Annotated in this window: 16 protein-coding genes; 9 read left to right on the forward strand and 7 right to left on the reverse strand. The window is 67.7% G+C overall.

What is annotated here, in order from left to right:
- Window positions 1-137 precede the first annotated feature (137 nt).
- Window positions 138-734, forward strand: coding sequence for a helix-turn-helix domain-containing protein (locus ACQPWU_RS32475; protein ID WP_433428422.1), 597 nt, complete (start codon window positions 138-140; stop codon window positions 732-734).
- 232 nt (window positions 735-966) lie between these two features.
- Here the strand turns inward: ACQPWU_RS32475 and lysA are convergent, their stop codons facing one another.
- The 3 genes from lysA to ACQPWU_RS32490 all read right to left on the reverse strand — a co-directional run bounded on the left by lysA (window position 967) and on the right by ACQPWU_RS32490 (window position 4279).
- Window positions 967-2343, reverse strand: a complete 1377-nt coding sequence (lysA, locus tag ACQPWU_RS32480; protein WP_433428424.1) for a diaminopimelate decarboxylase — start codon at window positions 2341-2343, stop codon at window positions 967-969.
- 603 nt (window positions 2344-2946) lie between these two features.
- Window positions 2947-3207, reverse strand: a complete 261-nt coding sequence (locus ACQPWU_RS32485) for an SAV_915 family protein (RefSeq protein ID WP_433428426.1) — start codon at window positions 3205-3207, stop codon at window positions 2947-2949.
- A 199-nt stretch (window positions 3208-3406) separates the two neighbouring features.
- A complete protein-coding gene (locus ACQPWU_RS32490) occupies window positions 3407-4279 on the reverse strand; it encodes a winged helix-turn-helix transcriptional regulator (protein WP_433428428.1) in 873 nt (290 codons plus the stop codon).
- 53 nt (window positions 4280-4332) lie between these two features.
- On the opposite strand from ACQPWU_RS32490, the gene ACQPWU_RS32495 reads away from it, so the two are divergent.
- Both ACQPWU_RS32495 and ACQPWU_RS32500 read left to right on the forward strand, forming a co-directional pair.
- Entirely contained in the window at window positions 4333-5628 is a 1296-nt protein-coding gene (locus ACQPWU_RS32495) for an MFS transporter (RefSeq protein ID WP_433428431.1), read from the forward strand.
- Between the two features lie 733 nt (window positions 5629-6361).
- Entirely contained in the window at window positions 6362-6646 is a 285-nt protein-coding gene (locus ACQPWU_RS32500; protein ID WP_433428433.1) for a hypothetical protein, read from the forward strand.
- Window positions 6647-6831: 185 nt separating this feature from the next.
- Here ACQPWU_RS32500 and ACQPWU_RS32505 read toward each other — a convergent pair whose 3' ends face one another.
- Genes ACQPWU_RS32505 through ACQPWU_RS32515 form a run of 3 tightly spaced genes read right to left on the reverse strand, consistent with a single transcriptional unit; the run spans window position 6832 to window position 8141 of the window.
- On the reverse strand, window positions 6832-7623 hold the full coding sequence (locus ACQPWU_RS32505; RefSeq protein ID WP_433428436.1) for an IS3 family transposase: 792 nt from the start codon (window positions 7621-7623) through the stop codon (window positions 6832-6834).
- The gene (locus ACQPWU_RS32510) at window positions 7620-7913 is read right to left on the reverse strand and encodes a transposase (protein WP_433428438.1); all 294 of its coding nucleotides are present in this window, start codon (window positions 7911-7913) and stop codon (window positions 7620-7622) included. Before ACQPWU_RS32510 ends, ACQPWU_RS32505 begins: the two co-directional genes overlap by 4 nt.
- A 24-nt stretch (window positions 7914-7937) precedes the next feature.
- Window positions 7938-8141: a hypothetical protein gene (locus tag ACQPWU_RS32515; RefSeq protein ID WP_433428440.1), complete on the reverse strand. Its 204-nt coding sequence runs from the start codon at window positions 8139-8141 to the stop codon at window positions 7938-7940.
- Window positions 8142-8576: 435 nt separating this feature from the next.
- On the opposite strand from ACQPWU_RS32515, the gene ACQPWU_RS32520 reads away from it, so the two are divergent.
- Window positions 8577-9731 (forward strand): endonuclease/exonuclease/phosphatase family protein, encoded by a 1155-nt coding sequence (locus ACQPWU_RS32520; protein ID WP_433428443.1) that lies wholly within the window; start codon window positions 8577-8579, stop codon window positions 9729-9731.
- On the opposite strand, the gene ACQPWU_RS32525 is transcribed toward ACQPWU_RS32520, so the two are convergent.
- Entirely contained in the window at window positions 9683-10024 is a 342-nt protein-coding gene (locus ACQPWU_RS32525) for a hypothetical protein (protein WP_433445584.1), read from the reverse strand. The two genes, ACQPWU_RS32520 and ACQPWU_RS32525, sit on opposite strands and share 49 nt — an antisense overlap.
- Window positions 10025-10204: 180 nt before the next feature.
- Between ACQPWU_RS32525 and ACQPWU_RS32530 the strand changes: the two genes are divergently transcribed.
- The 5 genes from ACQPWU_RS32530 (at window position 10205) to ACQPWU_RS32550 (ending at window position 13822) form a co-directional block, all read left to right on the forward strand.
- Complete coding sequence (locus ACQPWU_RS32530) at window positions 10205-10639, forward strand: hypothetical protein (RefSeq protein ID WP_433428445.1); 435 nt, start codon at window positions 10205-10207, stop codon at window positions 10637-10639.
- Between the two features lie 101 nt (window positions 10640-10740).
- Window positions 10741-11394 carry an NAD(P)-dependent oxidoreductase gene (locus ACQPWU_RS32535; protein ID WP_433428447.1) on the forward strand — a complete coding sequence of 218 codons (654 nt, stop codon included), beginning with the start codon at window positions 10741-10743 and terminating at the stop codon, window positions 11392-11394.
- Window positions 11395-11422: 28 nt separating this feature from the next.
- The gene (locus ACQPWU_RS32540; protein ID WP_433428449.1) at window positions 11423-12340 is read left to right on the forward strand and encodes a TIGR03564 family F420-dependent LLM class oxidoreductase; all 918 of its coding nucleotides are present in this window, start codon (window positions 11423-11425) and stop codon (window positions 12338-12340) included.
- A 93-nt stretch (window positions 12341-12433) separates the two neighbouring features.
- The gene (locus ACQPWU_RS32545) at window positions 12434-12592 is read left to right on the forward strand and encodes a hypothetical protein (RefSeq protein ID WP_433428451.1); all 159 of its coding nucleotides are present in this window, start codon (window positions 12434-12436) and stop codon (window positions 12590-12592) included.
- Window positions 12593-13201: 609 nt separating this feature from the next.
- Window positions 13202-13822 carry an L-threonylcarbamoyladenylate synthase gene (locus ACQPWU_RS32550; protein WP_433428453.1) on the forward strand — a complete coding sequence of 207 codons (621 nt, stop codon included), beginning with the start codon at window positions 13202-13204 and terminating at the stop codon, window positions 13820-13822.
- The last annotated feature ends 60 nt before the right edge of the window (window positions 13823-13882 follow it).

Here is a 13882-nt window from a genome sequence, read left to right on the forward strand (position 1 = left end):
CCGCCGTAGCCGGTGACCGGGCTCACCCGCGCCGACAGATCGTGCACCCCCTCTGCGGGTGCGTTCTCCGGTTCGCTCATGGTGCTGGCGGAGAAGGCGGATGTGCAAACGTTGTTGCCGAATGGCAAAATGGAGGGGTGGATGAAGCAATTGACCGCACTCTTGACGCTGTCGGACCAAGGTTGAAACGCCTTCGACTGCATCGAGACGTCACGCTCGCCGACCTCGCGGCGGAGACCGGCATCTCCACCAGCACCTTGTCCCGGCTCGAGGCGGGCCTGCGACGTCCCACGCTCGAGCAACTGCTTCCGCTTGCTCGCGCCTACGGGGTCACGCTCGACGAGCTCGTCGACGCGCCGCCGACCGGCGACCCCCGCATCAACATGCGTCCAATCCCCTGCAGCGACGGCTCGATCATCCTGCCGCTGACCCGCAAGCCCGGAGGAATCCAGGCCTACAAGTTCGTCCTCCCGACCGGAAGCGACGACGCCGAACCCGACCTGCGCACCCACGAGGGCTACGACTGGGTCTATGTCCTCAACGGAACGCTCCGCCTTGTACTCGGGGAACACGACCTCATCCTCAAGCCCGGGGAGGCCGCGGAGTTCGACACGCGCACCCCGCACTGGTTCGGGGCCACCAGCGCCGGCCCCGTCGAGTACCTGAGTCTCATCGGGAAACAAGGCGAACGCGCGCACGTCCGCGCAGCACCGAGACATGGCCCGGCCGAGTAACGAAGCTCAGGGACCCCGTTGGTCGGCTCTCGCTGGGGCAGGTCCCTGATGCCGGTCTGCCGCCCTCAGCCTGGTGAGGCCGGCACGATCTCACGTTGGCCGTCCAGCGGCCCGGTCGTAAGGCCGTACCTCACCAGAAGGCCGCGTGCATCCTCATCGCCCACCGCCACCCGCGACCTTGCGGACGGTGAACTCGGGCGAGCCCAGCCTGCGCGTTCCGGCCGGATACGCGTCACAGTCCCACGTCCCGGCGCAGCAGGTCGTCGATCTCCTCCCGGCGCACCACCATGCGGGCGGCCCCCTCGGCGACCGCGATGACGGGCGGGCGACCGGTCAGGTTGTAGGTGGAGGCCATCGAGTAGTGGTAGGCGCCGGTCGCCGGCACCGCGATGACGTCGCCTGGCCGGATGTCAGCAGGCAGCGGAACGTTCTCGGCGATGACATCGCCCGCCTCGCAGTGGTGCCCGACCAGGGTGGCCGGGCGGTCGGCCATGGCCGACCGGCGGCCGATCAGGCGGGCGGCGTAGCGGGCCCCGTACAGGGACGGGCGGGGGTTGTCGCTCATCCCGCCGTCGACGGCGACGAACGTGCGGTCATGAGTACGGTCGATGGTGCGCTTGACCGCGATGACCCGGTACAGGGTGAGGCCGGCCGGACCGCTGATCGAGCGGCCCGGCTCGATGGTGAGCCGGGGCACGGGCAGGTGCAGCGTCGCGCAGCGTTCCTCGATCGCCTTGGTGACCGTCGTGGCGTACTCGTCCGGGGTCAGCCCGTGCTCACCCTCCAGATAGGCGATGCCCTGCCCGCCGCCCAGGTCAAGCTGGGGAAGGGCGATCCCGTACGCGTCGCGGATGGCGGCGAGCTGCTCGACCATGATCCGGGCTGCTTGCTCGTACGGCTCCAGGCTGCGGATCTGGGAGCCGAGATGGCAGTGCAGGCCTACCAGCTCCAGTTCCGGCTGGCGCAGCACCCTGGCCACGGCCGCGGCGGCATCTCCCGAGGCGATGGACAGGCCGAACTTCTGGCCCTCGCCGCCGGTCCGGATCGCCGCATGCGCGCCCGCCTCGATGTCCGGGATGACCCGCACCAGCACCTTCTGCCGATGACCCGGCGGGACCAGCATCGCGAGGCGGACGACCTCGGCGAGGTTGTCGACGACGATCCGCCCGACCCCGTACTCCACCGCCTCGGCCAGCTCATGCGGGGTCTTGGCGTTGCCGTGGAAGACGATCCGGTCGGCGGGGAAGCCGACGGACCGGGCGATGGCCAGTTCGCCGCCGGAGCAGACGTCCAGGCCCAGCCCCTCCTGCCGGACCCAGGTGGCCATCGCCCGGCACAGGAACGCCTTGGCGGCGTACAGGATGTCGGCGCCGGGGAGCGCGGTGCGGAAGGCGCGGCAGCGCCCACGCACGTCGGCCTCGTCCACCACGTAAGCCGGTGTGCCGAAGCGCTCAACGATGTCCATGAGCGGCACACCACCGACGCAGGCCACCGGCCGGAAACGAGTGGTGGCCGACCAGGGCTCCGCCGCGAACCGCGATTCCTGCATCACTTCGTTGAACCACACGGGCCTACGCGGTCCGGGAACGGGCAACCCGAGCTCTGACATCTGTTTCCTCCTCCGAGAACTCTTCAACTAGGACGCTAAGCGCACCGCATGACAATGCCGCCAATTTCTACGCAATCTGGACGCATGCCGCGGCAATCCTGACGCAACATTGACGGCGCATCAGCGAACCGGCGACACGGAGACGGTGGCCCAGTGCGCCGAAGAACCCGACGCGGTGGCCGGCCGCGTCACACGGCCCAGCTCACCGACCTGTTGCGCCTGCGGGGCTGCCGCTTCCAGTACGGCACCCTGACCGGCCATCCCTCCGCCTGGAACAGGGCGGGACCGTGACCTGGGGTCGCAAACACTGGAACGTCGACCGGCGAGGGCTGCCCGGCACGGGGGTCGAGTTGCGTCGGAAACGGCCGGTTCATGCTGGATCCCACACCGGACACCCTTGAGGCCGCTCCTGACGCCTTAACCGACCAGCCGGGTCGGCGAGTTCGCCACGACAGCGTTCTCGCGGCCTACAGCGTGGGACGGGAAGGCGGGGCAGCGCAAGCCGGCCTCTCCCACCCCATCAGCGGAAACGCAAGGTGTCCCCTCAGGACTCGTCGGCTGTCAGCGACTCCTGCTCTGCCAGGTCCTGGTGAAGGACGCACATCACGCCACCCGCTTCGCGGGCCTGGTCATCGTGCCCGCCGGGTCGATGACGATGCCGATGACGTCCAGCTCAGCGATCATGCCGCGCAGCGCCGGAGCGGTCAGCAGCATCCACTGCTGGCCGGCTCCGAGCACCTTGGCCAGCTTGAGCGGCGAGGAGAACGCGACCGCCGTCCGCTTGCCCGAGGCGGTGCGGAACAACCGAAGGGTCGAGGCGCACGTGCCCACCGTGACGGGCACGCACAATCGGGACTCTGACATCTGCTTCCTTCCAGCGAAGAGTCGTACCCGGCAGACGCTAGAACCGTCACCGGCCACAATCCTCCATCGCTACGCAATTCAGACGCCGGCCGCGGAAATACTGACGCGACATTGACAGCACGCCATGTCCTGCACTTCGTACGCGAAAGGCATCAAGGAGGTGCTCATGCTCCGCGGCATGAGCGGATCGGGGTCTTTGTTATTGAGCGCGGACCAGAGCGAGCATGTCTTCCACTGAGCCGGCCGGGTCGCTGATCGGAAACTGTACCGCGCGGATGATCGAGTCGGGGTCGGCCAGCAAGGTGAGGCGCTTGAAGCGGTCGACGCCCGCCGCCCGGAAGGTCGGCAGCAGCAGCCCGGCCGCGAGCTTGCTGTCCTGGTCGGACAGAAGCGGGTAGGGCAACCTCGCGTGCGTGACGAAGGCGGACAGCTGGTCGGGTGGCTGGGTGCTGACGCCTCGGATCACGGCACCCGACGCCTCGAAGTCGGCATGCCGTGACGCGTAGGTGAGGGACTCCAGAGTGCAACCCTGGGCGCCAGGGATGTCGGCCCAACCAGGCGGGTAGCCCTGGGCGCCGGGCGCGAAGGCACCAGGAAAGAAGTAGAGCACGGTCCAGACACCGGGTGCGTTGGGCGCGGCCCACTCGCCGTCGTGTCGTTCCAGAACGACATCTGGCATTTTCCGACCGACCAGCTCCTGCACCCGGCGGGTCTCGGCGGACCCGTCCTCGCTGGTCGCGGTCAGCGCGCCATCGCCCATCACATGTCTGGTGCCCCAATCCTGTAGCGCGATGAGCGCCGGCAGCAGACCCTCACCCTTCGCGGTCAGCAGGTAGTCGTAGCGCAGCGGGTGATCGGAGTAGGGCCGCTTCTCCAGTACTCCGTGTGCGACGAGGCCGGCCAGGCGCTCGGCCAGAACTCGACGGCTGACGCCGAGCCCACGCTGAAGGTCGTCGAAACGAGTGGTGCCGCCGGCGATGTCCCGCACCACCAGGAATGTCCACCAGTCGCCGATCACTCCGAGCGCTTGCGCGATTCCGCAGTCGGCGTCGGGTAGATCAGCGCGCTTCACACACCCGAGTATAGTGCGTTCCATTCTAAAACTCACTTGGGGAGGGCGCCGGGATGGCAGTCGACAGTGCTCGTGGCGCGAGCGTCTTCTGGCGGTGGTGGACGGCCGGCACAACCAGCGCGGTCGGTTCAGCGGTGGGCGCAGTGGCGCTGCCGCTGACGGCATTGACGGTGCTCGACGCCTCCGCGTTCGAGATGGGCCTGATCGTCGCCGCCAGTTACGTCGCCTGGATCGTGATCGGCCTACCCGCCGGGGTGATGGTGCAGCGACTACCCATGCGAAGGGTTCAAATCGGCGCTGACCTGGCCCGCGCGGCGGCGGTCATCTCGATCCCGCTGGCCTGGTGGCTCGGCTGTCTGACGGTCGCCCAGTTGGTGATCGTGGCCCTCGTGATCAGCTTCGCGAACGTCATCTTCGACGTCGCCAACTCGACCTTCCTGCCATCGATCGTGAGCAAGGAGCAGCTGCAGTCCCGTAACAGCCTGACCTCCGGCACGCACGCCACTACTCAGCTCGGCGGACCATCCGTCGGCGGTCTCATCGTCCAGGTGCTCGGGGCGGTCCCCACCCTCCTCGTCGACGCGGCCAGCTACCTCGTCTCAGCCCTGCTGCTGCGAACCCTCCCAGAACGCCGCGCCGAGGCCCCCGACCGCTGGCCACCGATACGCGAGATGATCCGCGAAGGCTGGCGTTTCGTCGTGCACCACCCGGTGATGGGCCCGTGCATGTGGGTCGCCACCGCGGCGAACACGGTCTGTGGGGCACAGCACGCGCTCTACGCGCTGTACCTGGTACGCGAGTTGCACGCAGAGCCCGGCCTCGTCGGCCTGCTGCTGGCGGCGGACGGGGTCGGCACGCTGATCGGCGCAGTCTTGACGAACCAGATCACGGCCAGGCTCGGGACCGCCCGCGCCCTGATCGTCGCCGGATTCGTCTCGGTTGCCGGGGCGCTTGTCGTTCCCCTCGGCACCGGCTGGCAGGCCTTCGTCGCCTTCGCCGCCGGCAACGTGGTTTTCTCCGCCGGTGTGGTGGTGATCAGCGTGGTCACCCGCACCTACCGGCAGATGGCCAGCCCGCCCGAACTGCTGCCCCGGGTGATGGCGACGGTCCGCTTCGTCTCCTGGGGTGCAATTCCGATCGGCGGCTTGATCGCCGGAGTCATCGCCGGGGTCCTCAGCGGCCGCGTCACCTTGATGATTTTCGTCGTCGCGGCCGCCTGCATGCCGTTGGTCCTGCTGGCCTCACCGATCCGGCACCTGCGCAATCTCACCGACCATCAGCAGAGTGACGAGTCAACCGGCTCGCCAACTGCATCGTCGGAGCTCGCCGCCGACGCCGAACCGGCCTAGCCTCCGAAGCTGATGACCCGTCCCGAGCTGGATCTGCCAACCCAGCCAACCTAAACACTTCCGCGGCAGCACGTAGGGGATGGAAGTAGGGCTTGCCACGTGGCATGGCACGTGCGTCTGTTCATGGGGGTCTCGTAGATCGTCCCGGTGCCTGTGTCGGTGCGCCGGAGGTAGGTCTGGCCGCCTGCGGCGCACAGTTCGTAGGTGACGTCGACGCAGTGGCAGGTTCACAGGAGTGCTATGCGCCGTGGGCTCAGGTGGCGGGGTTGGCGGGGGCGAGGGGAATGAGGGTCCAGACGGCGCGGCCGGCTTCGTCTCCGTGTATGCCCCAGCGCGTGGTCAGCGTCTCCACCAGGTAGAGGCCGCGGCCGCGCTGGTCGTCGGCTTCGGCCTGGCACAGGTGCGGGGTGGAGGGGCCGCCGTCGTCATGAACGGTGAGGATCAGCAGGGTCGTGCCGAGTTGAGCCAGCCATGACCACCCGCGCCTCGACGAGCGCGGAAAACGATCAAGAAGGAGATTCTCCTCCTGGCGGCCAGGGCGCTCGGGGACGCATACGCCCGCGTCTCGAGCGTCAAGATCGCGAGGTGGAACGCCAGATTCGCGTACAGGTTGCGTCAGAACCTCCCCGCCCCGATCTTCCTCGAGACACGCTGGGAAGACCACAAGGGCTAACGAAAGCGAACTATGCCAACAATTCCCAGTCCATGGACAGAGCCAACGAGCCCGCACGAGGTGGAGATCGAGCGGGCCAGGCTGCGGGAGATCAGGTCCCGCCTGCCCGAGGCGGCCAAGCCGCTCGAGAACGCGCTGCCGCGCCTGGTCTCGCTCACGGTGGCGGAGCACGCCTTCACATCGTTCACGTACTCACTCGCGCTGGCGTACAACGAGGTCGAGGCGTTCACGATCGCGGAGCTACATCACCGGGCCGATGACACGGTACGCATCCAGGACGGCATGACCGCCTCTCTGGGAACCTGGCAGGCGGCCGAATACGCGAGTTCCCTGAGGCTGATGTGAACCTCGCCCAACTGGCCCGGCGTAGCCTGGGACCCGCAGCAGTTCTTCGACAAAGCCCAGACCTGGATCAAGGTGCACGACGACGTCACCGCCGCCCGGCTCGCCGTCGAGGCCCTGGTCGCCGACGTAGCCGAGATGAGCTGGCGCAGCGAGGATGGCCGGGCCTTCCAGCGCCGCATGGACGCCTACCTGACCGATCTGCGCGGCGTCGAGATCCGTGCGGTGGTCACCGCCCTCACCCTGTACACGGCCGGGGCGGCGCTGGCGGCCTTCATCCTCTTCCAGTTCCTGGTCGCGATGGCCATGGCCGCGGTGGCGGCGTGGATGCTGGTCGCAGCGGTCACACCGCTCAGCCTGGCAGGCGCCAGGGTCCTGGCAACGCAGTGCCTGATCGAGCTCTTCGAAGGCTGCCGCGCGGTGGAGTCGCTGCTGGACGCGTTGCTGCACGGCTGCGCCGCCGCGCTGAACGCCGCCGTGGCCGTGGACGTGGGCGTCGACCGCGACCTGCTCAAACGCGCCGCAAAGGCGACCGGCATCACCGACGCCAGCGGCCGGCCGCTGCTGTTCGCCCCGCACGACCTACGCAGAATCTTCGTCACCGACGCCGTGATGAACGGCATGCCGCCGCACATCGCCCAACTCGTCTGCGGCCACAAGGACATCAACCGGAACGCCCTCACCTGGGCCGGGATGAGGCCCTGCTCGCGCATCAGGGCGCGGACCAGTTCGGGTGAGCAGTGCTCGCCGCGGCGGGCCAGGGCGGCGTGGACGCGCCGGTAGCCGTAGGTCTCGTGGGAGCCGGCGAAGATCTCGGCGACCAAAGCGGTCAGCAGCGCCCGGCGTTGCGCGGTGGCCGAGGCCGGCCGCTCGCGCCACTCGTAGTAGCCCGAGCGGGACACGCCCAGCCAGGCACACATCTTCACGATGGAGTGGCAGGCCTTCTCCGCGTCGATGAGCTCGTACTTGGCGAGCGTCATCGAGTCTCGGACGCGAAGAAGGCGGCTGCTTTTTTCAAGAAGATCAACTTCTCGCGCAGTTCGGCGTTCTCCCGCTCCAGCTCCCGGATCCGCGCCCGCTCCGGCCCGGAAACCGGCGGCCGCTCCTCCTGCGCGCTCACGACCCGATGCCGGTTCACCCAGCTGCCCAGAGTACTGGCGTTGATGTCGAACTCCCGCGCCACCGACGCGACCGTCCGCTCGCCCTCCAGCACCATGCGGACAGCTTCTTCCTTGAACTCAGGCGAGAACTGCCTACGACGCCTCGTCACGTACCTACCTCTTCCAGACTTCTGTCAGCTTATGTAGCCGACTGTCCGGAATCTGCTGGGCACCTCATCCTCATATTCGGTCGCAGTGGCCAGGACCAACGTTGTTCGTAGCCCGTTCCCCTCCTCGGTGTAGTGCGGCAAGACGCGCCGCAAGACATCGACAAGTTCATGCACCGGTAACGCCACGAGTTGCTCGGCCAGATGATCCAGGTTCTGCTCCTTGCCCACGTGACCGATCATATTCACGCGAGAACGTCACAGCCGTCGACGCCGCTACGGCCGCAGCAGGCGATCGCTGCGTGACCAGGCGTGTGACGATGCTGGCGGACGACCATGGACATGGGACGACAGCAGAAGATTTCCACTGCTGGTGAGTCTCCGAGCTCAGATCGAACACCTGTTGCCATTGCCTGACACGGAAGAGGTTCCCCTTCCCCGGCCGTGCCTTCGTGTGCCCGTTGGGGGTGTCGATCGCGCCCAGGTGCGGGTCGGTGATGAAGGCCAGGAAGGAGCGCGAGCTGGCCGAGATCATAATGATCACGAGAGCGCCCTGTCCCCGAAAGGGCTCAGATCACTGGACGAACCGTTGTGCGACAGGTTGACCTGTGAAGGCTGTTGTGATGTGAAGATCTTGTGAGAGATACGGTCATACCGAAGCTCAGCTTGAGGACGGCGCTGACAGCCGCGGCGGTGGTGCTGGCTGTGGTGGTGGCACCCGGTGCCGGAGGCGAGAGGGCGAGGGCGGTCGCGGCCGCCGCGACCAGCCTGAAGGTCATGGACTGGAACATCCAGGGCGGCACGGGAACGGACGGCGTGTACGACTTCGGGCGCATCGTCAATGTCATCGCGGCCGAGGATCCGGACATCGTCACGCTCCAGGAGTTGCACAACAACACCTCCGTCGGCGGCGACAACCAGTGGCAGCTCCTGCTGAACAGGTTCCCTGCCTACAAGGCGCACTTCGCCAAGAGCGACACCAACGCCCTCGGCGGGGTGGCGGGAAACCTCATCCTCTCCAAGTACGACATCACCGAGAAGCTCACGTACCAGCTGCCGCAGTATCCATCCGACAGCGATGCCGTGCTGCGCAGCCTCGGCGGCGCCAAGATCAATGTCAACGGCACCGACGTGCGGATCTACACGACCCACTTCTCCCCGGGCCTCGGGACCGAGGCGACCGAGCGGCGCAACAGGCAGGCCAGAGCCGCGATCGACAAGGTGTCCAGCGCCTCGCTGATGCCCACTCCGATGCTGCTCACCGGTGACTTCAACGTGCGGCCGGACAACGAGATCAGGCCCTGGTTCGCCCAAGCCGGCTGGTACGACACCTGGACCCAGGTCAACCCCAACATCGGCGCCGACGTCATCACCCACCCCGGAGACGGTGATGACGCCCGGATCGACTATGTCTACGCCACCCCCGGCTTCGACGTCACCGACGCTCACACCGTCACCACCTCCGCCTCGGACCATTATCCGGTGGTGGCCAATGTGACCATCAGGGGCACAGCGGCCACCAAGGTTGGCGCGGTCCTGGCCGGGGCGGCGTCCCGGGAGGGCTGGGCCAACCTCGCCGTGTACTCCGACAACAGCTCCACGCTGCGGATCTGCGACAACGCGCCGGATGGCTGGGGTGTACGCGCCTATGTGCGCGCTCGCACCGGTGGCAGCCTGGTGATGACCGGCAACGACGGCGCCTACGCCGACCGCTGCGGCACCTTCACCACCGGATCGGGCACGGTCGGCTCGCCGGTGGCGCGGGTGTGCCTCTACAAGGGAGGCGAGGAGAAGGACTGCCGGGAGACGACCCTCACCTGACCGTCTGACACCCGATTGGTCAGGCTGCCAGGGTCGAGCCGCGTACGACGAGTTCGGGCGAGCAGCGCCTGCACCCACGGCCCGCGGTCGGTCTCGATGCCGATCAGCACCTCCGCGGCCGCCTCGTCCTCGTCCGGAGCCGGCTCGCCCAGCTGCTCGCCGATCATCGCGTGCAGCCGGGCCATCCCCGCCACGCCCTCCGGCAGCCGCGCCTTGGCCAGCCGCTTCCCGGCCTGGTCCATCACCTCCACATCGTGGTGGTCCTCAGCCCGGTCATCCCCGACGGACAGCACCGCTCCCCCTCCTCAGCCTCAATCTCCTGTGGCAGCCGGTCGGGAGAGAACCATCAGCGACCTAATGAACACAGTGCTCACGCCACATACGAGCGAGCACGACATCCCAGCAGCGATCACTCTCCCAGCTACTGGCAGGGGCACGGTCTTTGGACAGGACTCAAGGTCCAGGACCTCAAAGTGCTCACGCGCCAGCGGCTACCAACCCGAAGCCTGCCCGATCACACACGAGCAACTCCGTGGCCCCTCAGGCTGCTCACCGCGACCGCCAGGCTGGCCGTGTGGTGTCACCGCTGCGGCCTGCCGGATGACCCGGAAGTGTGGCTGCGGCACGAGACGATCGACGCGTTCGTGCTGACCGGCTGCACCGATCTGGCTCCGAGTTCGGCGCAGACCTACCGCAGCTGGCTTCGGCACATGCGCGCCACGCTGGCCTGGCTGGAACGCGGTGAACAGGCGCCGCCACCGATGAAAGCTCCCAAGGGGGTCAGCCCGCCGTACTCGCCGGCCCAGCTCGGCCGGCTGCGCGGCTGGGCCGAACGCCTGCCCGGGCAGGCCCGCACCGACGCGCTGGCGTTGATGGCGCTGGCTTTCGGTTGCGGTCTGACCTCGTAAGGAGCGTAGGTAACTATCGTTGCGGGAACCAAGGGGGGACCCCGTAGCGTCCGGGGCAGCGGTCGTCGACCAGGCGGCCTCTGTCGAACGGAGTTCTTCCGATGAGCAAGATCGTTATCTTCGGCGCCGGCGGACGTGCGGGCAGGCGCGCGGTCTCCGAGGCCGTCACTCGGGGACATCAGGTCACTGCCGTCGTGCGCAAGCCAGCCAAGTATCGGCACCTGGACGGCGACGGCGTGAGGCTGGTCTCCGGAGATGTGACTCAGGCGGACAGCGTCGCGGTGACTGCGGCGGGGCACGATGCGGCGATCAACGCCGCCGTCCGGCTCGACGTCCCCTCGCAGGAGTTCTTCACGGGTTCGGCGCACGCCCTGCTGAACGGCCTCGGACGCGCCGGAGCCGGCCGACTGGTGCTGGTGGGGATCGGCACGACGCTGGAGACCGCACCGGGGATCATGGTCCATGACGCGCCTGGCTTCCCGGCGGAAGGCCGGGAGTTCTCCCTGGGACATTCCGCGGAACTCGATGTGTTCCGTGAAGCGGACACCGAGATCGACTGGCTGGTGCTGGCCCCGCCACCGGTCGTCCTGGACGACGACGCAGCGCGCACCGGCCGATACCGGATCGGCGGCAGCCAGGTCCTTCCGTGCGGTGACGGCACGGCCTCCTTCTCCTACGTCGATCTCGCGGTCGCGCTCATCGACGAGATCGAGACCCCGAAGCACCACCGCACGATGGCCGCCATAGCCGCCTGACTAAGGATCTTCACCCTCAGGAGCGTGAATGCGCATCAGCACTAACGTCGGTATCGGGATCGATCGCCCACGGACGATCGCCGAAATCGTCGAAGAAACTCGGCGCGCCGCTGACCTCGGGCTGGGCGGTGCGTGGTGGGCGGAACGGCATACCGCCGACGCGCTCACGTCCGCCACGGTCGCCGGACTCGTGGTATCCGGGCTCCGGCTCGGAACGGCCGTCGTCACGACCTATCCGCGCCACCCGCTGGCACTGGCCAGTCAGGCACTGACGGTTCAGGCGGCCATCGGGAACCGGCTCACCCTCGGCATCGGCCCCGGACACAAGCAGCAAGTCGAAACGACTCTCGGGATGAATTTCGACCGACCGGCCCGCCACACCCGCGAATATCTGAGCGCGTTGATGCCACTGCTTCACGGCGAGCCGGTCGAGTTCGATGGTGAGGTCCACCACGTTACCGGGCGGATCCGCACACCGGGTGCACAGCCGCCCTCCGTGCTCCTGGCCGCGCTGGGGCCCGTCATGCTCCGTACCGCGGGCGAACTCGCCGACGGGACGGTCACCGTCTGGACCGGCGTCCGCACTATCGCAACGCACATCGCTCCACTGATCACGGCGGCAGCCGAGGCTGCCCAACGACCGGCGCCGAAGATCGTCGTCAATCTGCCGATCGCGGTCACCGATGATCCCGACGGCGCGCGTTCCTGGATCACGGAGCATTTCGGGGCCTCCCGCCGGGTGCCGAGCTACCGGGCGCTGTTCCAACGCGAAGGCGTGGGCGGACCCGAAGGCGTCGTGGTCGTCGGCGATGAACGGCAGGTGGAGCAAGAACTTCGTAGGTTCGCAGACGCCGGCGCGACGGAATTCATCGCCGTGCCATTCGGTTCAGAGGAGCAGATCACCCGAACCCTCACAATCCTCGGTGATCTCAACGAGACCAGCTGACTCCGGCCTGTCCAGCCCACACTGCGCATCGACACTCGGCGGGACTCGGAATACCGCACGCTTCGAATAAGTGCTCTGCGCCAGTATAGGGAGGTGGCCGCCGTCCGGGCCGGGCATCTTCGCCGCTGCCTGGCCGACAACCGGCGCTTCTACCGCGCCTTCGACCGGCTCACCAGCCTGCTGGACCCGGCCCGGCACGACCGCCGCACCCGCCTGCCACAGCACGAGGCCGACCTGCTCGCCACCGCCTAGGAAGATAACAATCCCGGCCACACCCGCAAGCGGAACCTGCTGCAAGACATCGTCACCGCACTCGTCCTCACCCCCGGCCCTCTGGAGCAAAGGCCGCGGCTACCTGGCCGGATTCCGCGGCGACGTCGGCATCGACACCACCGCCGTCCCGGTCTTCGCCCGCCCGCCCCGAACTCGCCGCTCCACCGGAGAACTCACTGTCTGCACCGAGATCACCGTAGGCTGGCACCACTCGGCCGGAACGACCCACCCGAGTACGGCTACAGCGCCACCCTCACCGTCGCCGCCCGGACCCGCTCGGTTCCCAACTCCTTCCCGCAACTGGCGCTCGGCCTGGTCCTCGACACCCCACACAAACGCATCGGCGCCAACGCCATCACCACCCTGAAAACCCCTGGCCGCGCTCGGCTTCCCCACCGCCTTCGCCGTCGTCGACCGGGCCTGCACCGACCAACAACCCGCCCACTTCGCCCAACCCGCACGCGAACTCGGCTACCGACTCGCACTCGATTACAAAGTGGATCAACGGGGAGGCGCTGCCGGACGGCGAGACCGTACCGCCCTGGGGCCGCCTGTCATGCCATGGTGCCGGACCCTAAGATCCGAGGCGTGGCCAGATACTTCGATCTTCACCCGGACAATCCCCAGCCTCGCCTGATCAGCCAGATCGCCGAGATCCTGCGGGCGGACGGGCTTATCGCCTACCCCACCGACTCGTGCTATGCCCTCGGATGTCGGCCGGGCAACAAGGAGGGCCTCGACCGGATCAGGGAGATCCGCGGCCTCGGCAGCGACCACCACTTCACCCTGGTATGCCGTGACTTTGCCCAGTTCGGTCAGTTCGTTCACCTGAGCAATGCGCTGTTCCGCCAGGTCAAGGCGGCGACTCCCGGCGGTTACACGTTCATTCTGCCCGCGACCAAAGAAGTCCCGCGGCGGCTGCTGCATCCCCGAAAGAAGACGGTGGGCGTCCGCATCCCTGATCACGTCGTCACCCAGGCGCTGCTGGCTGAGCTCGGCGGACCGCTGGTGTCCAGCACCCTGCTGCTGCCCGACGAGACCGAACCTTCGACGCAGGGCTGGGAGATCAAGGAGCGGCTCGACCACGTGGTGGACGCGGTCATCGACTCCGGCGAATGCGGCGCCGCTCCGACGACCGTCGTCGACTTCTCGCAGGAGGAACCCGAGATTCTCCGCCGGGGCACGGGAGACACGTCCTTGTTCGAATAGGCGACCGGCAGCGGTCTCTCCGACCGCGATCTCGGAGCCACCGCCGTACGGTCGCGTCCG

Origin of the sequence: Nonomuraea sp. CA-141351 (genome assembly GCF_050944675.1) — a bacterium.
In the GTDB taxonomy this organism is placed as follows: Bacteria; Actinomycetota; Actinomycetes; order Streptosporangiales; family Streptosporangiaceae; genus Nonomuraea.

What these genes read in the sequence shown, in the direction of transcription:
- lysA (WP_433428424.1), bottom strand. Translation starts at nt 2,343, where the DNA reads ATGTCAGAGCTCGGGTTGCCCGTTCCCGGACCGCGTAGGCCCGTGTGG.
- ACQPWU_RS32485 (WP_433428426.1), bottom strand. Translation starts at nt 3,207, where the DNA reads ATGTCAGAGTCCCGATTGTGCGTGCCCGTCACGGTGGGCACGTGCGCC.
- ACQPWU_RS32495 (WP_433428431.1), top strand. Translation starts at nt 4,333, where the DNA reads ATGGCAGTCGACAGTGCTCGTGGCGCGAGCGTCTTCTGGCGGTGGTGG.
- ACQPWU_RS32505 (WP_433428436.1), bottom strand. Translation starts at nt 7,623, where the DNA reads ATGACGCTCGCCAAGTACGAGCTCATCGACGCGGAGAAGGCCTGCCAC.
- ACQPWU_RS32535 (WP_433428447.1), top strand. Translation starts at nt 10,741, where the DNA reads ATGAGCAAGATCGTTATCTTCGGCGCCGGCGGACGTGCGGGCAGGCGC.
- ACQPWU_RS32540 (WP_433428449.1), top strand. Translation starts at nt 11,423, where the DNA reads ATGCGCATCAGCACTAACGTCGGTATCGGGATCGATCGCCCACGGACG.